Raw genomic sequence first — 20,440 nt, forward strand, 5'->3', positions numbered from 1 at the left:
GTGAGTCTGATAGGATGCGTTTTATCATGTAAAGATGTTAGTTGAGTTTGAAGTTGCTTATTTCAAGGCTTTTTGTGCGTCTTCAATCATGAGTTTTGTTGATTCAAGACCGCCTCCGCTTAGATACCAGAGGTCTGGTGTGAGTTGGATAATTTTACCATTTTTAGCGGCAGGAGTTTCAGCGATGAGGGCATTTTCTAGGACGCCGTCGTTGCTTGAGTTGTCCCCACCGATGGCAAGGGTACGGTTGATGACAAAAAGGATGTCAGGATTGATTTCTTTGACACTTTCAAAGCTGACTTCTTGTCCGTGGCGAGAGTCTTCAAATTGAGTATCTGTTGGCTTGAATTTCAAGGTTTGGTACAAGAAAGAGAAACGAGATTGGGCACCAAAGGCAGCCATTTTCCCTTCGTTGAGGAGGATAGCAAGGGCTTTTTTGTCAGAACTTTCATTTTTAGTAGCGACTTCTTGTATGCTCTTGTCTAGCTTGGCCAATTCTTCCTTGGCTTTCTGTGTACCAGTTTCACCAAAGGCGCTTGCTAGGGATTCGATATTAGCCTTGGTAGAAGTCCAGTAGTCATCTTTGCCTGCTTGGAAGAGAACAGTCGGAGCGATTTCGTTGAACTTATCTACGAATTTTTGGGTACGTGGTGAAGCGATAATTAGGTCTGGTTCAAGAGCAGCAAGGGCTTCTAGGTCTGGCTCAACCATAGAACCAACATTTTTAACTTTTCCAGCTAGGTCTTTAAGATAAGTCGGAACAGTTTTTATAGGCATTCCGACGATATTCTTTTCAAAACCTAAAGCGCGAATAGTATCCGCAGCACCGAGGTCAAAGGTCACAATCTTTTCAGGGACTTTTGAAAGTGTGACTACACCTAGTGAATTTTTAATGGTTACCTCTGTTGGAGCAGAGCTACTTGACTCCGTCTTACTAGTGCTTGAGTTTGTACTACATGCACCAAGTAGGAGCAAGAAGCTGGCTACTAGGGCAGTGAGGTAAAGTTTGAGGGATGTTTTCATGATTTCTCCTTTTTAAAATGTGATAACGATTTAGGGAGTCTCTAGGTTTTATTGACTAAGAGACTGAAGGTTCTCTAACTTGAGCTTCTATGTTACTAGCTATAGATACAGATCTTTTTGCCATTGATATCAGCTAGCGTGATGGGAATCTCATAGAGTTGACTGAGCAGGTCAGCCTGCATGATTTGATTGGTTGTTCCCTTGCTAAAGACTTGACCGTCCTTGAAGGCGACAATTTCATCTGCATACTGACTGGCCATGTTGATATCGTGGAGAACGATGATAATGGTTTTGTCGAGTTCCTCCACCAGTCGCCGAAGAATCTGCATCATGCTGACGCTTTGCTTGATATCGAGATTGTTGAGTGGTTCGTCCAGCAAGATAAAGTCCGTATCCTGGGCCAGTACCATAGCGATAAAGACCCGCTGGAGTTGTCCTCCAGACAGGCTATCGATGTAGCGGTTTTTTAAGTTGGTCAGTTCTAAATAGTCCAGAGTTTCTTGAATTTTTTCCCAGTCTTCTGGTCTAAGTCGACCTCGGCTGTAGGGAAAACGTCCAAAACTGACCAGTTCTTCCACCGTCAATTTGGCTTGGTAATTGATTTTCTGCTTTAGGATAGTCAGTTCTTGAGCCAGTTCTTGCGAATTCCAGCTCTCGATTTCACGGTCTTTTATACTGAGAATTCCCTGATCTTTCTTGGTCAGTCTGCTCATGATGGAGAGGAGAGTCGATTTTCCAGCACCATTTGGACCAATAAAGGCTGTCAGTTTCTGAGGACTGACTTCAAGCGAAATGCCTTGCAAAATATCCTGTTTTTGAATGGATTTGTCAATGTTTTTCAGTTTCACCGACGCGCCCTCCTATAAAGTAAGATAAAGAATAAGAAGCCACCCACACTCTCGATGATCATACTGATGCGAATTTCCATAGCAAATACTCGTTCAATTAGGGCTTGCCCCAAAGTCAAACTGATAAATCCGATCAGAATGGCCACGATAAAGAGTAACTTGTGCCGATAGTCATTGACAATTAGGTAGGTGAGGTTGGCTAGCATAAAACCGAAGAAGGCCATAGGTCCTACCAAGGCAGTAGCCGTTGAAGTCAAAAGCACGATACCCCAGAGGAGTTCTCTCTGTTCTTTTTCAACATTGAGCCCCAATATCTGAGCAGTTTCTCTTTGCAGGTGCAAGACATCGAGAATGACTGCTTTTTGAAAGAAAAAGATTGTCAAAGCGAGGATGATTAGAGAACCGATGGTTAGGATGGAAGTGTTGAGATGTTGAAAGGAGGCAAAGAGACTGTTTTGCAGTTTATCGTATTCATTTGGATCCATCAGGACTTGGAGGAAGGTACTGATATTTCGAAAGAGACTTCCGAGGGCTAGACAGATCAACAGAATGAAGACAAGGTCTTGCTTCATCAGTGTCTTCAAGTAGCCTTGTAAGGCAAGAAAGAAGAGGGATTGGATGAGAAGTAAGATTAGGAATTCTAAGATAGGGGACTTGCCAAGTTGAAGAAACTTACTTTCAAAAACCAGTAGTAGAGTTTGCAGTAGGACGTAGAAGGATTCGATTCCTAAAATACTTGGCGTCAGGAAACGATTTTCCGTCAGTGTTTGAAAACTAATGGTCGAAATCCCTGTCGCGATAGCTACCAAGAGATAAACGATGATCTTTTGGGAACGCAGCTTCCAGGCAAAGGCTGACAAGTGAGTAATGGGCCAAAAATAGAGGAGACAAGCTCCGATGGCCAGAATAATGAGAAGGCAGAATAGCTTAGTATGTTTGCTTTTAGACTGCATCTTTTCGTCCCCCTCTCCAGAGAAGTAGGATAAAGACGAGGCTACCAATGATTCCTAGTAGAAGACTGACAGACAGCTCATAGGGCCGAATCAGAACTCGGGATAGGATATCGCAGGCCAGAACTAGATTGGCACCGACCAGTACGACCATGAGTTTGGTTTGGCTCAGATTATCTCCATAGTGCTTGCGAACAAGATTTGGAACGATGACTACGAGAAATGGCAAGCCACCCACGGTAATCATGGTGACACTAGTCGTTAGAGCCACAAGAAAGAGGGCCAGTTTTTCAAGTAGGGAGTAGGAAATCCCCAAACTCTCGCTGGTTTCTTTGCCCAGATTCATGATGGTGAAGGTTTGGGATAATTTCCAAACGGCTATCAGGATAATGAGGCCTAAGAAAAGCCATTCATACTGATGGGTCTGAATCATGGAGAAGGAGCCCTGGGTCCAAGCTGTCATACTCTGAACCAGATTGAAACGGTAGGCGATAACTTCTGTCACAGAACCGATAATCCCACTATAGATGATCCCAATCAGAGGCAACATCCACCTTTCCTTTACAGTAAAAATGGCCATAAAGGCTAGGAAGAAGAGGGTGAATACGATGGATGAAACAAAAGCGAAGAGCATCTTTTGAGTCAGACTAGCCGACGGAAAGACAAAGAGGCTCAATACCATTCCTAGTTTGGCGGCTTCAGTCGTTCCAACTGTACTCGGTGCAGCAAACTGATTTTGAGTGATAGTCTGCATGAGGAGCCCTGCCATACTCATACTAGAGGCAGTCAGGAGAATGCTAATGGTTCTTGGAAGACGGGACTCTTGAAAGAGAAGCCAAGTTTCATGATCCAGTGCAAAGAGTTTTCCCCATGAAAAATCACTGGTCCCAATGCTAATAGAGAGAAAGACCAGGAGTAGAAGTAAGCCAATTAAATAATGAGAAAGTTTCATACCCCGTCCTTTCATGTGGATTTGGTATCGAAAGATACCTGCGGATATTAATGTAACACGAATTATTTAATCTGTCAATAAATTTTCTGACAATTTAATGAATAAAACAAGGAGAGAGCGCCAAGGCTTTCTCCTTTGTTATCCTATTCCAAAATGTTTTTGCCTTCTTTAACACGCCAACGATAATCTGATAAAATAATATCTTCGAGGGAGTAGCTAGCCTTCCAATCAAGATATTGTTTAGCTTTTGATGCGTCTGCTAGGACGCTAGCTGGGTCACCAGCACGGCGAGCAACAATTTCGTGTGGTATTTTTTGATTCAGTAATTCTTCAGCAGTTTTAAAGATTTCTTTGACGGTATAGCCTTTTTCAGTTCCTAAGTTAAAGATTTGAGAAGAACTGTCTTCTTGAAATAGGTAGTTCATTCCTTTAACATGAGCCTGTGCAAGGTCCAAGACATGAATGTAATCCCGAATACATGAACCATCACGTGTATCGTAGTCATCTCCAAATATTTTCAGGCTATCATTTTGTCCCAATGCGGTCTTGTTGATATTTGGAATGATATGAGTTGGATTTTTCACTCGCAGACCGTTTGAAGCATCCATTTCAGCCCCAGCTACATTAAAGTAACGGAAAATGACATATTTCCAATTATAGCGATTGGCCATCCAGTAAATCATTCGTTCACCCATCAGTTTTGTTTCTGCATAAGGGTTGACAGGGTCGAGCAGGGTATCTTCAGTTGCAGGCTTGTCAATACAGTTATTACCATAGAGGGAAGCAGTCGAAGAGAACATGATTTTTTGAATACCAACTTCAGATAAGACTTTGAGAACTTGGTTCATACCCGCAACATTGGCAGTGAAGTATTTACTTGGATTTTCAATACTTTCGCTCACAACAATTTCACCCGCACAATGCAGAACAGCGTCAATCTTGTTTTCTTCCAAGTAAGTTTTTAAGGCATTAGCATCATAAACATCCAGTTGTTTAAAGCTAGCACGACTATCTACAGCCGCTCGATTTCCTGTAGAGAGATTATCTAGAACATGTACCTGATAGCTAGCATTTAAAAGAGCTTTAACGGTATGGGAGCCAATGTAGCCAGCTCCACCTGTAACAAGAATTGTTTTGGTCATGATTTTTTCCTTTTTCTAGTTTTGTACTATTTTAAAGAAATAAGAAGGAGAAGTCAACTATTTTCTGCAAATTTTATGAAAAATCTGAACGATTTTGGCATCGGATTGTTTTTTTGTTTGGGAATAAAATTTCGAGTGAATCTTGGAATTTTTTAGATTTTACTTCAAATGCAAGAGAATACAATTCATTTCTAAGATAGAGCAAAACTAAGATACTAACTTAGAAATCCACCTTCCCGCTATCCTTCTCCTATAAAAAGTGGTAAAATGGATGAAAGAAAGAAGGAACTGAAATGACAACATTATTTTCAAAAATCAAAGAAGTAACAGAACTTGCTGCGATCTCAGGTCATGAAGCGCCTGTCCGTGCTTATCTTCGTGAAAAGTTGACACCACACGTGGATGAAGTGGTGACAGATGGCTTGGGTGGTATTTTCGGGATTAAACATTCAGAAGCTGCGGATGCACCGCGCGTCTTGGTCGCTTCTCACATGGATGAAGTTGGTTTTATGGTCAGCGAAATCAAGCCAGATGGTACTTTTCGTGTCGTAGAAATCGGTGGTTGGAATCCTATGGTGGTTAGCAGCCAACGTTTCAAACTCCTGACTCGTGACGGTCGTGAAATTCCTGTGATTTCGGGTTCTGTCCCTCCACATTTGACTCGCGGAAAGGGTGGACCAACTATGCCAGCTATTGCAGATATCGTCTTTGATGGCGGTTTTGCGGACAAGGCTGAGGCTGAAAGCTTTGGTATCCGTCCTGGCGACACCATCGTACCAGATAGTTCTGCAATCTTGACAGCCAATGAAAAAAATATCATCTCAAAAGCTTGGGACAACCGCTACGGTGTTCTTATGGTGAGTGAGCTAGCAGAAGCCCTTTCAGGTCAAAAACTCGGAAATGAACTCTATCTTGGCTCTAACGTCCAAGAAGAAGTTGGTCTTCGTGGTGCTCATACTTCCACAACTAAGTTTGACCCAGAAGTTTTCCTAGCAGTTGACTGCTCACCTGCTGGTGATGTTTATGGCGGTCAAGGCAAGATTGGGGATGGAACCTTGATTCGTTTCTACGACCCAGGTCACTTGCTTCTCCCAGGAATGAAGGATTTCCTTTTGACAACGGCTGAAGAAGCTGGTATCAAGTACCAATACTACTGTGGTAAAGGCGGAACAGACGCTGGCGCAGCTCATCTGAAAAATGGTGGTGTCCCATCTACAACAATCGGTGTTTGCGCTCGTTATATCCATTCTCATCAAACCCTCTACGCTATGGATGACTTCTTAGAAGCGCAAGCTTTCTTGCAAGCCTTGGTGAAAAAATTGGATCGTTCAACGGTTGATTTGATTAAAAATTATTAAATCATAAGGGAGGTGGTAGGGATGGTAGAACCAAACCTAGAAAGCCTTGTAAAAGATCTTTACAATCATGCTCGACATGATTTGAGTGAGGATTTAGTTGCTGCTCTCCTAGAGACTGCTAAAAAACTGCCTACTACAAATGAGCAATTGCTGGCAGTTCGTCTCTCAGGCCTGGTCAATCGTGAATTGCTCAAGAATCCCAGACATCCGGCACCCTGAGTTGCTCAACTTGGCTCGCTTTATCAAAAGAGAAGAAGCTAAGTACAGAGGACCCGCAGCTTCTGCGCTTATGTACGGGGAGCTCTTTAAAATGCTTTGATTCCATTGTGAATCAAAGCATTTTTCTATATGGTAGAAGAATAATTCTTGATTAGGAGAAGAAGAAGCCATCCTATTCAGGATAGCTTCTTGGTTCTTAGATTTGTTCAGCAATGACCTTTTCAGCTAGATTCATAGCATGGTCTGATACACGAGTGTAGTGGGAAACAATATCGATAAAGTTGACCCCAGCTTGCGTTGAACACTCGCCCTTGTTGAGGCGTTTGATGTGAGTCTTTCTGAGAACACGTTCCATATTGTTGATTTCTTTATGGCGTTCAATTAGACTTTGAGCTTTTTCAATGTCGTTGTTTTCCACGCTATCAAGGGCATCCTTGATAAAGCCAGTGGTTTTTTGATAGATATCAGCTAGTTCTTGCAAAGCAGCTTCAGAGAACTCAACATTTTTACGTCGAAGATAGTCAGTCAGATTGATTAGGGCCTCAGCGTGATCCCCAATCCGTTCCAAATCACGGGATGAATCAAGGATGTTGGTCAGCACTTCACTTTCTTTCTGGCTAAGGGCTTCACTTGAAAGAGTAATAAGGTAACGAGTCAATTTTTCATCAATGGTATTGATGGCTTCTTCCGTCTTGTGGCCTTTTTCAGCAACCTTTTCATTGAGGTCAATGATGTAGTTGTATGAAAGGTCAAAGGCTTTAGAAGCATAATTTCCCAAGTGAAGGAGTTCTTTTTTGGCATTTCCGAGAGCGATTGATGGAGCTTGTTTAATCAAATGCTCATCAAGATAAAGTGGCTCGTACTTGACAACTTCATCTTCACCAGGGATGAGCTTGGTTACAAAGTAGGCCAAGGCTCCGATGAATGGAAATTGTACAATGGTGTTACTTACGTTAAAGGCACCGTGAGAGAAGGCGATGGTCATCTCAGGTGAGAGGTGAAGGAGTGCCTGGAAGTACTCAATCATAGATGTAAATGGACCTAATAAGATTAAGCAAAGAATGGTTCCTAAAACGTTAAAGGTAACGTGGGTTGCAGCAACGCGTTTCGCAGAGACATTGGCTCCAGCTGCCGCGATGATAACTGTTAGGGTTGTCCCGATATTATCCCCGAAGAGAACTGGTAGCGAACCTTTAAGGTCAAGGAATCCACCTGCATAGAGACCTTGCAAAATCCCGATCGTCGCAGAAGAAGCTTGGATGAGGACGGTAATCACTGCACCGGCAAAAACTCCCAACACAGGATTTTGTCCCAAGGTTACCATGTATTCCTTGAATTGTGGTAAATCTTTAAGAGGGCTCATACCGGCACTGATGAGGTTGAGGGCGTAGAAGATTCCCCCCACACCAAACAGGATGCGCCCGATATTGTTTGCTGTTCTGTTTTTTGTAAAGAAGAGGAACATGGTCCCAAGGAAAATCAGGGGCAAAGCATACTCGCCAAGCTTGAAACCGATGATAAAGGAAGTAACGGTAGTTCCGATATTGGCTCCCATGATAATTCCGATAGCCTGTCTAAGAGTGAGAAGACTAGCGCTGACCAGCCCAACCGTGATAACTGTAACCCCTGTACTTGACTGAATCAGGGCAGTCACGACAATTCCGACTAGAACACCTAAAAAGGGATTGCTAGTGTACTTGTCAATGTAAAAACGAAGGCGATCTCCAGCAGCTTGTTGCAAACCGTCTCCCATGGTCTTGATGCTATATAAGAATAGTCCCAGACCACCTAAAAAGTGAAATAAAATTTCCTGCCAATTAATGGACATTTCTTTTTCCTCCGAAAAATAATAACGGAATTTCTCCTATTCTATTTTAAAGGATAAAAGTAAATCTAACAAGTGTTAAGCTAAGATTTTAGAAAGAAAATTCGTTAGAATGGGCCTTAATTATATTAATTTTACCAATTTCTAACCTAGATATAGATATTTCCTTTTATATATTGACATTTAAAAGAAATATTTTAAAATGAGGGAGGAATTATCTTGGTCCCTGTGATTGGGATAAAAATTTTATAAAGAAAGTTAAGCGCTTTCTTTTGTGCAACAAAATCAATCTTTTAGGAGGAGAAAATGAAGAATCTATTTTTTGAAAGACGTTGTCGTTACAGTATTCGTAAGTTATCAGTAGGAGCCTGCTCGCTGATGATTGGGGCTGTTTTATTTGCTGGTCCAGCCTTAGCAGAAGAAACTGCAGTTCCTGAAAATAACGGAGCCAATACAGAGCTTGTTTCAGGAGAGAGTGAGCATCCAACTAATGAAGCTGACAAGCAGCATGAAGGAGAACATGCTAGAGAAAATAAGCCAGAAAAGGCAGAAGGAGTAGCGACAGCATCTGAAACTGCTTCGCCAGCAAGCAATGAAGCTGCAACTACTGAAACTGCAGAGGCAGTAAGCGTAGCTAAACCAGAGGAAAAACCAAGTGAGGTGGCTGCGGAAACACCATCTGCAGAAGCAAAACCTAAGTCTGACAAGGAAATAGAAGCAAAGCCTGAAGCAACTAGCCAAGGGGATGAGTCTAAGCCAGCAGCAGAAGCTAATAAGACTGAAAAAGAAGTCCAGCCAGATGTCCCTAAAAATACAGAAAAAACATTAAAACCAAAGGAAATCAAATTTAATTCTTGGGAAGAATTGTTAAAATGGGAACCAGGTGCTCGTGAAGATGATGCTATTAACCGCGGGTCTGTCGCCCTCGCTTCACGTCGGACAGGTCATTTGGTCAATGAAAAAGCTAGCAAGGAAGCAAAAGTTCAAGCCCTATCAAACACCAATTCTAAAGCAAAAGACCATGCTTCTGTTGGTGGAGAAGAGTTCAAGGCCTATGCTTTTGACTATTGGCAATATCTAGATTCAATGGTCTTCTGGGAAGGTCTCGTACCAACTCCTGACGTTATTGATGCAGGTCACCGTAACGGGGTTCCTGTATATGGTACACTCTTCTTCAACTGGTCTAATAGTATTGCTGATCAAGAAAAATTCGCTGAAGCTTTGAAGCAAGACCCAGATGGTAGCTTCCCAATTGCCCGTAAATTGGTAGATATGGCCAAGTATTATGGCTATGATGGCTATTTCATCAACCAGGAAACAACTGGGGATTTGGTTGAACCTCTTGGAGAAAAGATGCGCCAGTTTATGCTCTATACCAAGGAGTATGCTGCTAAGGTAAACCATCCAATCAAGTATTCTTGGTACGATGCTATGACCTATAACTATGGACGTTACCACCAAGATGGTTTGGGAGAATACAACTACCAATTCATGCAACCTGAAGGAGATAAGGTTCCAGCAGACAACTTCTTTGCTAACTTTAACTGGGATAAGGCTAAGAATGATTACACTATTGCAACTGCCAACTGGATTGGTCGTAATCCTTATGATGTATTTGCAGGTTTGGAATTGCAACAGGGTGGTTCCTACAAGACCAAGGTCAAATGGAATGACATTTTAGATGAAAATGGGAAATTGCGTCTGTCTCTTGGTTTGTTTGCCCCAGATACCATTACAAGTTTAGGAAAAACTGGTGAAGATTATCATAAAAATGAAGATATCTTCTTTACAGGTTACCAAGGTGACCCTACTGGTCAAAAACCAGGTGACAAAGATTGGTATGGTATTGCTAACCTAGTTGCAGACCGCACGCCAGCAGTAGGTCATACCTTTACTACTTCCTTTAATACAGGTCATGGTAGAAAATGGTTCGTAGACGGTAAGGTTTCTAAGGATTCTGAGTGGAATTACCGTTCAGTTTCAGGTGTTCTTCCAACATGGCGCTGGTGGCAAAAATCAACTGGTGATAAGTTGAAAGCAAGCTATGATTTTGAAGATGCTTATAATGGTGGAACTTCTCTCAAATTTGCAGGGGATCTTTCAGGTGCGACCAAGCAAGATGTGAATTTGTACTCTACTCGCTTGAAGGTGACAGATACAACTAAATTGCATGTTGCCCACAAAGGAGGCAAAGGGACCAAGGTTTATGTAGAATTTGCAACCAAGAAAGATTATACCTACGGTGATGAAGCTGCCCGTAAAGAATTGACAGTTTCAGATAACTGGACTACCGATGATTTTGATTTGAGTGCCTTAGCAGGTAAAACAATTTACGGTATTAAACTCTATTTTGAAAATGACAAAGACTTAAAAGGTTATCAATTTAACCTGGGGCAATTGACCATCAGCAATAATCAAGATGCTCCTCAGGCACCAACCACAGTTGCTGTAGCCAAACAAGTCCTTAAAAATGCCCAAGAAGCGGAAGCAGTTGTGCAATTTAAAGGCAACAAGGATGCAGATTTCTATGAAGTTTACGAAAAAGATGGAGACAGCTGGAAATTACTAACTGGCTCATCTTCTACAACTATTTATCTACCAAAAGTTAGCCGCTCAGCAAGTGCTCAAGGTACAACTCAAGAACTGAAGGTTGTAGCAGTCGGTAAAAATGGAGTTCGTTCAGAAGCTGCAACTACAACCTTTGATTGGGGCATGACTGTAAAAGATACCAGCCTACCAAAACCACTAGCTGAAAATATCGTTCCAGGTGCAACAGTTATTGATAGTACTTTCCCTAAGACTGAAGGTGGAGAAGGTATTGAAGGTATGTTGAATGGTACCATTACCAGTCTTTCAGACAAGTGGTCTTCTGGACAGTTAAGCGGTAGTGTGGATATTCGTTTGACCCAGCCACGTACAGTTGTTAGATGGGTGATGGACCATGCTGGAGCTGGTGGAGAATCTGTAAACGATGGTTTGATGAACACCAAAGACTTTGACCTCTATTATAAAGATGCGGATGGTCAATGGAAGTTGGCTAAGGAAGTTCGTGGCAATAAAGCCCATGTTACAGATATTACCCTTGACAAACCTATCACAGCTCAAGATTGGCGCTTGAATGTTGTCACTTCTGACAATGGAACTCCATGGAAGGCTATTCGTATCTATAACTGGAAAATGTATGAAAAGCTTGATACTGAGAGTGTCAATATTCCGATGGCCAAGGCTGCAGCCCGTTCTCTAGGCAATAACAAGGTACAAGTTGGCTTTGCGGATGTACCAGCTGGAGCAACCATTACCGTTTATGATAATCCAAATTCTCAAACTCCGCTTGCAACCTTGAAGAGCGAAGTTGGAGGAGACCTAGCAAGTGCACCATTGGATTTGACAAATCAATCTGGTCTTCTTTACTATCGTACCCAGTTGCCAGGCAAGGAAATTAGTAATATCCTAGCAGTTTCCGTTCCAAAAGATGACAGAAGAATCAAGTCAGTCAGCCTAGAAACAGGACCTAAGAAAACAAGCTACGCCGAAGGGGAGGATTTGGACCTTAGAGGTGGTGTTCTTCGAGTTCAGTATGAAGGTGGAGCTGAGGACGAACTTATTCGCCTAACTCACGCGGGTGTATCAGTATCAGGTTTTGATACGCATCATAAGGGAGAACAAAATCTTACTTTACAATATTTGGGACAACCGGTACATGCTAATTTATCAGTGACTGTTACTAGTCAAGATGAAGCAAGTCCGAAAACTATTTTGGGAATTGAAGTAAGTCAGGAACCGAAAAAAGATTACCTAGTTGGTGATAGCTTAGACTTGTCTGAAGGACGCTTTGCAGTGGCTTATAGCAATGACACCATGGAAGAACATTCCTTTACTGATGAGGGAGTTGAAATTTCTGGTTACGATGCTCAAAAGACCGGTCGTCAAACCTTGACTCTTCGTTACCAAGGTCATAAAGTCAACTTTGATGTTTTGGTATCTCCAAAAGCAGCATTGAACGATGAGTACCTTAAACAAAAATTAGCAGAAGTTGAAGCGGCTAAGAACAAGGTGGTCTATAACTTTGCTTCACCAGAAGTAAAAGAAGCCTTCTTGAAAGCAATTGAAGCGGCTGAACAAGTGTTGAAAGACCATGAAACTAGCACCCAAGATCAGGTGAATGATCGTCTCAATAAATTGACAGAAGCTCATAAAGCTCTGAATGGTCAAGAGAAATTTACGGAAGAAAAGACAGAACTTGATCGCTTAACAGGTGAGGCTCAAGAACTCTTGGCTGCCAAACCAAACCATCCTTCAGGTTCTGCCCTAGCTCCGCTTCTTGAGAAAAATAAGGCCTTGGTTGAAAAAGTAGATTTGAGTCCAGAAGAGCTTGCAACAGCGAAACAGAGTCTAAAAGATCTGGTTGCTTTATTGAAAGAAGACAAACCAGCAGTCTTTTCTGATAGTAAAACAGGTGTGGAAGTACACTTCTCAAATAAAGAAAAGACTGTCATCAAGGGCTTGAAAGTAGAACGTGTCCAAGCAAGTGCTGAAGAGAAGAAATACTTTGCAGGAGAAGATGCCCATGTCTTTGAAATAGAAGGTTTGGATGAAAAAGGTCAAGATGTTGATCTCTCTTACGCTTCTATTGTGAAAATTCCAATTGAAAAAGATAAGAAAGTGAAGAAAGTATTCTTCTTGCCTGAAGGCAAAGAAGCAGTAGAATTGGCTTTTGAACAAACGGATAGTCATGTCATCTTTACAGCACCACACTTCACGCATTATGCCTTTGTTTATGAGTCTGCTGAAAAACCACAACCTGCTAAACCAGTAGAAAAAGTTATTTCAAGCAAGGAACCAGCTGAAGGTGTCAAGAATTTGGTTGTGGATACTCCGAAATTAGAAGTTGAAGAGACAAGTATTGCCTTCGAACACCAAGAACGTCCCAATCCAAATCTTACAGTCGGTCAACGTCAACTTGTCCAAGCAGGAGTTGAGGGGCAAATTCGTCGTTTGATTGAAGTAGATAGTCAAGGCAATCGTACGCTTCGAGCTACAGAAGTTTTGAAAGAAGCAAGTCCTGAAATCGTAGAAGTAGGTACTGGTCTCATTCCTGCCAATCCAGCACCACAAAACACAGACCTTCCAAAACCTACTAATCAACTGGCTTCTGATCAACAAAAGGCTCCTAAATTGGAAGTTCAAGAGGAAAAGGTTGCCTTTGACCGTCAAGAGCATGAAAATGCTGATATGCTAGTTGGGGAACAACGAGTCATCATACAGGGACGAGATGGTCTATTAAGACATGTCTTTGAAGTTGATGAAAACGGTCAGCGTCGTCTTCGTTCAACAGAAGTTATCCAAGAAGCGATTCCAGAAATTGTTGAAATTGGAACAAAAGTAAAAACAGAGCCAGCAGTAGCGCCTACACAAGAAAAACCAGCCCAAAATACAGCAGTTAAATCAGAAGAAGCAAGCAAACAATTGCCAAATACAGGAACAGTTGATGCTAATGAAGCCCTAATAGCAGGCTTGGCCAGCCTTGGTCTTGCTAGTTTAGCCTTGACCTTGAAACAGAAAAAAGAAGATGAAGATTAAATATCGAAAAATCTTGTGAAATCTTTCCTTATATTTCCAAAGTGTGATATAATAGTTTCGAATAAAATAAATAAAGGGGTTTTTGTAACATGGCAAAACTTACTGTTAAAGACGTTGACTTGAAAGGTAAAAAAGTCCTCGTTCGTGTTGATTTCAACGTACCATTGAAAGATGGCGTAATCACTAACGACAACCGTATCACAGCAGCTCTTCCAACTATTAAGTACATCATCGAACAAGGTGGACGTGCAATTCTTTTCTCTCACCTTGGACGTGTAAAAGAAGAAGCTGATAAAGCTGGTAAATCACTTGCTCCTGTAGCAGCAGACTTGGCAGCAAAACTTGGCCAAGACGTTGTTTTCCCAGGTGTAACTCGTGGTGCTGAATTGGAAGCAGCTATCAACGCTCTTGAAGATGGACAAGTTCTCTTGGTTGAAAACACTCGTTACGAAGATGTTGACGGCAAGAAAGAATCTAAAAACGATCCTGAACTTGGTAAATACTGGGCATCACTTGGAGATGGTATCTTCGTAAACGATGCATTCGGTACAGCTCACCGTGCACACGCATCTAACGTTGGTATCTCAGCAAACGTTGAAAAAGCAGTTGCTGGTTTCCTTCTTGAAAACGAAATTGCCTACATCCAAGAAGCAGTTGAAGCTCCAGAACGTCCATTCGTAGCTATCCTTGGTGGTTCAAAAGTTTCAGACAAGATCGGTGTTATCGAAAACTTGCTTGAAAAAGCTGATAAAGTTCTTATCGGTGGTGGTATGACTTACACATTCTACAAAGCACAAGGTATCGAAATCGGTAACTCACTTGTAGAAGAAGACAAAGTGGATGTTGCGAAAGCTCTTCTTGAAAAAGCAAACGGTAAATTGATCTTGCCAGTTGACTCAAAAGAAGCTAACGCATTTGCTGGTTACACTGAAGTGAAAGACACTGAAGGTGAAGCAGTGGATCCAGGCTTCCTTGGTCTTGACATCGGTCCAAAATCTATCGCTAAATTTGATGAAGCTTTGACTGGTGCGAAAACAGTTGTATGGAACGGACCTATGGGTGTATTTGAAAACCCAGACTTCCAAGCTGGAACAATCGGTGTGATGGACGCTATCGTGAAACAACTAGGCGTTAAATCAATCATCGGTGGTGGTGACTCAGCTGCCGCAGCGATCAACCTTGGACGTGCAGACAAATTCTCATGGATTAGTACGGGCGGAGGTGCTTCAATGGAACTTCTCGAAGGTAAAGTATTGCCAGGTTTGGCTGCACTTACAGAAAAATAAGATTTTATAAACAATCAAAGAAGAGAGGAATGAAAGTTCCTCTTTTCTTTTGCTTAAAATAAAAACGCTTCCTCTCAACTATTACTCATAAAAATCACCGATTTATGATAAAATGGAAATAGAAAGTTGAGATTATGAGTTATTTTAAAAAATATAAATTCGATAAATCCCAGTTCAAACTTGGTATGCGAACCTTTAAAACAGGTATTGCTGTTTTTCTAGTTCTCTTGATTTTTGGCTTTTTTGGCTGGAAAGGTCTTCAAATCGGTGCTTTGACAGCGGTTTTTAGTCTGAGGGAGAGCTTTGATAAGAGTGTCCATTTTGGGACTTCGCGTATTTTAGGAAATAGTATCGGTGGCCTCTATGCTTTGGTCTTCTTCTTATTAAATACCTTTTTCCACGAAGCCTTTTGGGTGACCTTGGTAGTTGTTCCAATCTGCACCATGTTAACCATTATGACAAACGTAGCCATGAATAACAAAGCAGGGGTTATTGGTGGTGTAGCAGCTATGTTAATCATTACCCTATCGATTCCGAGTGGAGAGACAATTTTGTACGTATTTGCGCGTGTATCAGAAACTTTCATGGGAGTTTTTGTCGCAATTCTCGTAAATTACGATATTGATCGTATTCGGCTCTTTTTAGAGAAAAAAGAAAAATAATGTTACATTTTATAACATTATCAATTGACGTTTGTCTTTTTTTAGACTATAATAGACAGAAAGAAGGAAATTGTAAATGAAGGAAAAAGAATTTCGCCGAAATATGGCTGTTTTTCCTATCGGCAGTGTTATGAAGTTGACCGATCTATCGGCGCGTCAGATTCGTTATTATGAAGATCAAGAGTTGATTAAGCCTGATCGAAACGAAGGGAACCGTCGCATGTATTCCTTGAATGACATGGATCGTCTGCTTGAAATCAAAGATTATATCTCCGAAGGTTATAATATCGCTGCCATTAAGAAAAAATATGCTGAACGTGAAGCGAAATCCAAGAAAGCGGTGAGTCAGACTGAGGTGCGTCGTGCACTTCATAATGAACTCCTCCAACAGGGTCGCTTTGCTTCAGTACAGTCACCTTTTGGTCGCGGTTAGGCAACCGCAAGTAGTCATACATTAAGGAGAAAACTCATGCCAATCACAGCTGCAGATATTCGTCGTGAAGTCAAGGAAAAAAATGTTACCTTTATTCGTCTCATGTTCTCAGATATTTTGGGAACCATGAAAAACGTCGAAATTCCTGCTACAGATGAACAGTTAGATAAAGTCTTGTCGAACAAGGCTATGTTTGATGGATCTTCTATTGAAGGTTTTGTACGTATCAATGAGTCAGATATGTACTTGTACCCAGACTTGGATACATGGACAGTCTTCCCTTGGGGAGATGAAAATGGAAGTGTTGCAGGTTTGATCTGTGATGTCTATACAACAGAAGGTGAACCATTTGCAGGAGACCCTCGTGGCAATTTGAAACGTGCTCTTCGTCACATGGAAGAAGTAGGATTCAAGTCCTTCAACCTTGGGCCAGAACCAGAATTCTTCCTATTTAAACTGGATGAAAATGGGGATCCAACACTTGAAGTAAATGACAAGGGTGGCTACTTTGATTTGGCACCTACTGACCTTGCGGACAATACACGTCGTGAGATTGTGAATGTCTTGACCAAAATGGGATTTGAAGTAGAAGCGAGTCACCACGAGGTTGCGGTTGGACAGCATGAGATTGACTTCAAGTACGATGAAGTTCTCCGTGCTTGTGATAAGATTCAAATCTTTAAACTTGTTGTTAAAACCATTGCTCGCAAACATGGGCTTTACGCAACCTTTATGGCTAAACCAAAATTTGGTATTGCTGGATCAGGTATGCACTGTAATATGTCCTTGTTTGATGAAGAAGGAAACAATGCCTTCTTTGATCCAAATGATCCAAAAGGAATGCAGTTGTCAGAAACGGCCTACCATTTCCTTGGCGGTTTGATTAAGCATGCCTACAACTATACTGCCATCATGAACCCAACAGTTAACTCATACAAACGTTTGGTTCCTGGTTATGAAGCACCTGTTTACATTGCTTGGGCTGGTCGTAACCGTTCGCCACTTGTGCGCGTGCCTGCTTCACGTGGTATGGGAACCCGTCTTGAGTTGCGTTCAGTGGATCCAATGGCAAACCCTTACATCGCTATGGCTGTTCTTTTGGAAGTTGGTTTACATGGTATTGAAAACAAAATCGAAGCACCAGCTCCTATCGAAGAAAATATCTACATCATGACAGCAGAAGAGCGTAAGGAAGCTGGTATTACAGACCTTCCATCAACCCTTCACAACGCTTTGAAAGCTTTGACAGAAGATGAAGTTGTCATAGCGGCTCTCGGAGAACATATCTATACTAGTTTCCTTGAAGCCAAACGAATCGAATGGGCAAGTTATGCAACCTTCGTTTCACAATGGGAAATTGATAATTATTTAGACCTTTACTAATACTAATATAGAAGGAAGATTGTCCGTGAGGATAATCTTTTTTTCTTGTATTTTATATCGAGGTGTGATATATTTTATATAACGAAGTGCGATATATCGAACTGGATAGGAGGTAGCTATAAATGGAATTAACGGATAAGATTCGTCGAGTTTATCTTCCGATGACGGAAACGGGCTTTTATATCTTGTTCTGTCTGCAAAAGGAAGGTCATGGGTACAGTATTACGCAAAAGGTCAAGGAGATGACAGATTTGCAAGTTTCGATTAGTCCTGGAACTATGTATGGAACCTTGTCAAAAATGGAAAAGGATGGTTTGATTTCCTTTGTCCGAGAAGAGGAGAAGCGTAAAATCTATCAGATTACAGACTTGGGAAGAAAAGTCTTAGATATTGAATTGAAACGTATTGAACGGCTCTATAGAAACAGTCTGGAGGAAAGATGATGGAAAAGAAGGTTGTTTATAGAATTGCTACCATTGCGGATTATGATAGAGAGGCTTTATATCTTAGAAAAATGCATGCTGAGGGCTGGAAACTCAAGGAAGTGACCTACTCTAACTTAGTAGTTGCGGTTAAGTATACTTTTGAAAAGTGCCAACCGGAGCAGGTGTCTTATCAGTTGGACTTTTATCCTATGAAAAAATCAGAGAGAGCCTCCTATTTACAATTATTTAAAGACTGTGGATGGGAGCATATTACAGACTTTAATGGTTTTTCCTACTTTAGAAAGCTTCATTCTGGAATTGAGTTGGATGCCGAGTTTGAAATTTATAATGACGCGGCCGGGAAGCTAGCTATGGTCAAACGGATTTTAACGAGGCGGATGCTTCCTATTTTGCTTCTCTTTTTAGCTCTACTACCGGTTTTCTCAAAGTTTGTCACTGGAGGTAGTTCTTTCAGTTGGGAAATGTTTTTGATTGTTATAATAGATGGTGTTTTATTGATAGTTCATTCGATTCAGATGTCTTATATTTTTTGGAGATTGTTTCAAAAGTGGAAAGAATTATCTGATAAATAAAACCATGCATGTTTTCTAATTTGGAGGTGCGATGATGAAAAGCAAACTACAATTTCGGATTTTTACGATTCTTGATGAGGATAAGAAAGAAGAATATTTACATGAGATGCACTTGAAAGGTTGGAGGTATAGAACGAGTCGTTTTGGTTTTTTCTATTTTGACCAATGTCAACCAGACGATGTCATCTACCGTATCTATGATTCTAGATTTCTTAAAAAATATAAGCATGAACTGCAAGATTTTAGAAATAGAGGTTGGGAATTGATAGAAAGAGGTTTTTATTCAATTTTTCGTAAACCGGCTTCTAATATACTTCCAGAGGATCAAGTCTATATGAGTAAGGGGCTCAGATGGGAAGTTATGCGATATAGATTTCGTTCATGTGCAGCTACTTTCTTAGGTGGTCTTGTTGTTTGTATGAGTTTGTTTCGAGAAGAACTGTCGCAATCTTTCTTTGTCATTTTTGCTCTATATGCCTTTATGATTTCTTATTTAATTCATGGCTATTTAAGGCTTAAAAGGGCATACCGAGTAGATAAACAGTAAGGTTCTAGGTCTTTAGACTGATTTTTAGCACTCTTGGCAAAAGAGTGCTAATTTTTTGAGTTTTTGTCTTGACATTCTCTTTTAAGGGTGTATAATAGAATCATAAGTTAGCACTTGAGTGTATCGAGTGCTAATCGATCAGACAGAGAGGAGTGATGAGGTGGTTACAGAGCGTCAGCAGGATATTTTAAATCTGATTATTGACATCTTTACCAAAACGCACGAACCTGTCGGATCCAAAGCCTTGCAAGAGTCTATTAACTCTAGCAGTGCAACCATTCGTAATGACATGGCGGCTCTAGAAAAGCAAGGGTTGCTTGAGAAGGCCCATACTTCAAGTGGTCGGATGCCAAGTGTTGCTGGTTTTCAGTACTATGTGAAACACTCACTGGATTTTGACCGACTAGCTGAAAATGAGGTATATGAGATTGTCAAAGCCTTTGATCAGGAATTCTTCAAATTGGAGGATATTCTGCAAGAGGCTGCTAACCTGCTGACAGACTTGAGTGGCTGTACGGTAGTAGCACTGGATGTTGAGCCGAGCAGGCAACGTTTGACAGCCTTTGATATCGTTGTTTTGGGGCAACATACAGCCTTGGCGGTATTCACCCTAGACGAGTCTCGAACGGTTACCAGTCAGTTTCTGATTCCAAGGAACTTTTTGCAGGAGGATTTGCTGAAGCTGAAGAGCATCATTCAGGAACGTTTCCTCGGCCACACCGTTCTAGATATTCACTACAAGATTCGGACGGAGATTCCGCAGATTATCCAGCGTTACTTTACAACAACGGACAATGTTATCGATCTCTTTGAACATATCTTTAAGGAAATGTTCAACGAAAACATTGTGGTGGCGGGCAAAGTCAATCTCTTGAATTTTGCCAATCTGGCAGCTTATCAGTTCTTTGACCAACCGCAAAAGGTGGCTCTGGAGATTCGTGAGGGTCTGCGTGAAGATCAGATGCAAAACGTTCGTGTTGCAGACAGTCAAGAGTCCTGTCTAGCCGACCTAGCGGTGATTAGTAGCAAGTTCCTCATTCCTTATCGGGGAGTTGGAATTCTAGCCATTATCGGTCCAGTTAATCTGGATTATCAGCAATTAATCAACCAAGTCAATGTAGTCAATCGTGTTTTGACCATGAAGTTGACAGATTTTTACCGCTACCTCAGCAGTAATCATTACGAAGTACATTAAGATTGAAATCATTAAAGGA

At 41.3% G+C, this 20,440-nt stretch carries 16 protein-coding genes and 2 pseudogenes; 12 read left to right on the plus strand and 6 right to left on the minus strand.

Annotated features, from left to right (window positions below; genetic code table 11):
• Nucleotides 1-57: 57 nt before the first annotated feature.
• The 5 genes from SM12261_RS01630 to galE all read right to left on the minus strand — a co-directional run bounded on the left by SM12261_RS01630 (nucleotide 58) and on the right by galE (nucleotide 4,915).
• On the minus strand, nucleotides 58-1,023 hold the full coding sequence (locus tag SM12261_RS01630) for a siderophore ABC transporter substrate-binding protein (RefSeq protein ID WP_000858281.1): 966 nt from the start codon (nucleotides 1,021-1,023) through the stop codon (nucleotides 58-60).
• A gap of 95 nt (nucleotides 1,024-1,118) precedes the next feature.
• The gene (locus tag SM12261_RS01635) at nucleotides 1,119-1,871 is read right to left on the minus strand and encodes an iron ABC transporter ATP-binding protein (RefSeq protein ID WP_000769166.1); all 753 of its coding nucleotides are present in this window, start codon (nucleotides 1,869-1,871) and stop codon (nucleotides 1,119-1,121) included.
• Nucleotides 1,868-2,824, minus strand: coding sequence for an iron chelate uptake ABC transporter family permease subunit (locus SM12261_RS01640; protein WP_001190920.1), 957 nt, complete (start codon nucleotides 2,822-2,824; stop codon nucleotides 1,868-1,870). The genes SM12261_RS01635 and SM12261_RS01640 overlap by 4 nt, the downstream gene beginning before the upstream one ends.
• Nucleotides 2,814-3,773 carry an ABC transporter permease gene (locus SM12261_RS01645; RefSeq protein ID WP_000777233.1) on the minus strand — a complete coding sequence of 320 codons (960 nt, stop codon included), beginning with the start codon at nucleotides 3,771-3,773 and terminating at the stop codon, nucleotides 2,814-2,816. The genes SM12261_RS01640 and SM12261_RS01645 overlap by 11 nt, the downstream gene beginning before the upstream one ends.
• Nucleotides 3,774-3,916: 143 nt before the next feature.
• On the minus strand, nucleotides 3,917-4,915 hold the full coding sequence (galE, locus tag SM12261_RS01650; protein ID WP_004255928.1) for a UDP-glucose 4-epimerase GalE: 999 nt from the start codon (nucleotides 4,913-4,915) through the stop codon (nucleotides 3,917-3,919).
• A gap of 293 nt (nucleotides 4,916-5,208) precedes the next feature.
• Here galE and pepA point away from each other — a divergent pair, with 293 nt between their 5' ends.
• Together pepA and SM12261_RS01660 are read left to right on the plus strand one after the other, a co-directional pair.
• Complete coding sequence (pepA, locus tag SM12261_RS01655; protein WP_000209170.1) at nucleotides 5,209-6,273, plus strand: glutamyl aminopeptidase; 1,065 nt, start codon at nucleotides 5,209-5,211, stop codon at nucleotides 6,271-6,273.
• A 21-nt stretch (nucleotides 6,274-6,294) separates the two neighbouring features.
• Nucleotides 6,295-6,592: pseudogene (locus SM12261_RS01660) on the plus strand (bacteriocin immunity family protein).
• A 96-nt stretch (nucleotides 6,593-6,688) separates the two neighbouring features.
• Here SM12261_RS01660 and SM12261_RS01665 read toward each other — a convergent pair.
• Nucleotides 6,689-8,320: a Na/Pi cotransporter family protein gene (locus SM12261_RS01665; protein ID WP_000026673.1), complete on the minus strand. Its 1,632-nt coding sequence runs from the start codon at nucleotides 8,318-8,320 to the stop codon at nucleotides 6,689-6,691.
• 303 nt (nucleotides 8,321-8,623) lie between these two features.
• On the opposite strand from SM12261_RS01665, the pseudogene SM12261_RS09735 reads away from it, so the two are divergent.
• The 10 genes and pseudogenes from SM12261_RS09735 to hrcA all read left to right on the plus strand — a co-directional run.
• Nucleotides 8,624-8,686: pseudogene (locus tag SM12261_RS09735) on the plus strand (YSIRK-type signal peptide-containing protein); the annotation flags it as partial.
• Between the two features lie 291 nt (nucleotides 8,687-8,977).
• Nucleotides 8,978-13,897, plus strand: coding sequence for an endo-beta-N-acetylglucosaminidase (locus SM12261_RS01670; RefSeq protein WP_373462777.1), 4,920 nt, complete (start codon nucleotides 8,978-8,980; stop codon nucleotides 13,895-13,897).
• A gap of 89 nt (nucleotides 13,898-13,986) precedes the next feature.
• Entirely contained in the window at nucleotides 13,987-15,183 is a 1,197-nt protein-coding gene (locus SM12261_RS01675; protein WP_001096741.1) for a phosphoglycerate kinase, read from the plus strand.
• Between the two features lie 134 nt (nucleotides 15,184-15,317).
• Nucleotides 15,318-15,845, plus strand: a complete 528-nt coding sequence (locus SM12261_RS01680) for an FUSC family protein (RefSeq protein ID WP_000119915.1) — start codon at nucleotides 15,318-15,320, stop codon at nucleotides 15,843-15,845.
• A 76-nt stretch (nucleotides 15,846-15,921) separates the two neighbouring features.
• The gene (gene glnR / locus SM12261_RS01685; RefSeq protein WP_000659547.1) at nucleotides 15,922-16,278 is read left to right on the plus strand and encodes a transcriptional repressor GlnR; all 357 of its coding nucleotides are present in this window, start codon (nucleotides 15,922-15,924) and stop codon (nucleotides 16,276-16,278) included.
• 36 nt (nucleotides 16,279-16,314) lie between these two features.
• Entirely contained in the window at nucleotides 16,315-17,661 is a 1,347-nt protein-coding gene (glnA, locus tag SM12261_RS01690) for a type I glutamate--ammonia ligase (RefSeq protein WP_001122889.1), read from the plus strand.
• 122 nt (nucleotides 17,662-17,783) lie between these two features.
• The gene (locus SM12261_RS01695) at nucleotides 17,784-18,104 is read left to right on the plus strand and encodes a PadR family transcriptional regulator (RefSeq protein ID WP_000423971.1); all 321 of its coding nucleotides are present in this window, start codon (nucleotides 17,784-17,786) and stop codon (nucleotides 18,102-18,104) included.
• Nucleotides 18,104-18,679: a DUF2812 domain-containing protein gene (locus SM12261_RS09710; RefSeq protein WP_004238824.1), complete on the plus strand. Its 576-nt coding sequence runs from the start codon at nucleotides 18,104-18,106 to the stop codon at nucleotides 18,677-18,679. The genes SM12261_RS01695 and SM12261_RS09710 overlap by 1 nt, the downstream gene beginning before the upstream one ends.
• A 34-nt stretch (nucleotides 18,680-18,713) precedes the next feature.
• A complete protein-coding gene (locus SM12261_RS01705) occupies nucleotides 18,714-19,226 on the plus strand; it encodes a DUF2812 domain-containing protein (RefSeq protein ID WP_000837547.1) in 513 nt (170 codons plus the stop codon).
• A 160-nt stretch (nucleotides 19,227-19,386) separates the two neighbouring features.
• Entirely contained in the window at nucleotides 19,387-20,421 is a 1,035-nt protein-coding gene (gene hrcA, locus SM12261_RS01710; RefSeq protein WP_000255759.1) for a heat-inducible transcriptional repressor HrcA, read from the plus strand.
• The last annotated feature ends 19 nt before the right edge of the window (nucleotides 20,422-20,440 follow it).

This window comes from Streptococcus mitis NCTC 12261, from assembly GCF_000148585.2.
GTDB classification, from domain to species: domain Bacteria; phylum Bacillota; class Bacilli; order Lactobacillales; family Streptococcaceae; genus Streptococcus; species Streptococcus mitis.

Coding starts and splice junctions, on each gene's coding strand:
- SM12261_RS01675 (WP_001096741.1), top strand. CDS start 13,987: ATGGCAAAACTTACTGTTAAAGACGTTGACTTGAAAGGTAAAAAAGTC.
- SM12261_RS01665 (WP_000026673.1), bottom strand. CDS start 8,320: ATGTCCATTAATTGGCAGGAAATTTTATTTCACTTTTTAGGTGGTCTG.
- glnR (WP_000659547.1), top strand. CDS start 15,922: ATGAAGGAAAAAGAATTTCGCCGAAATATGGCTGTTTTTCCTATCGGC.
- SM12261_RS09710 (WP_004238824.1), top strand. CDS start 18,104: ATGGAAAAGAAGGTTGTTTATAGAATTGCTACCATTGCGGATTATGAT.
- SM12261_RS01705 (WP_000837547.1), top strand. CDS start 18,714: ATGAAAAGCAAACTACAATTTCGGATTTTTACGATTCTTGATGAGGAT.
- SM12261_RS01695 (WP_000423971.1), top strand. CDS start 17,784: ATGGAATTAACGGATAAGATTCGTCGAGTTTATCTTCCGATGACGGAA.
- glnA (WP_001122889.1), top strand. CDS start 16,315: ATGCCAATCACAGCTGCAGATATTCGTCGTGAAGTCAAGGAAAAAAAT.
- SM12261_RS01680 (WP_000119915.1), top strand. CDS start 15,318: ATGAGTTATTTTAAAAAATATAAATTCGATAAATCCCAGTTCAAACTT.
- SM12261_RS01645 (WP_000777233.1), bottom strand. CDS start 3,773: ATGAAACTTTCTCATTATTTAATTGGCTTACTTCTACTCCTGGTCTTT.
- SM12261_RS01630 (WP_000858281.1), bottom strand. CDS start 1,023: ATGAAAACATCCCTCAAACTTTACCTCACTGCCCTAGTAGCCAGCTTC.
- galE (WP_004255928.1), bottom strand. CDS start 4,915: ATGACCAAAACAATTCTTGTTACAGGTGGAGCTGGCTACATTGGCTCC.
- SM12261_RS01640 (WP_001190920.1), bottom strand. CDS start 2,824: ATGCAGTCTAAAAGCAAACATACTAAGCTATTCTGCCTTCTCATTATT.
- pepA (WP_000209170.1), top strand. CDS start 5,209: ATGACAACATTATTTTCAAAAATCAAAGAAGTAACAGAACTTGCTGCG.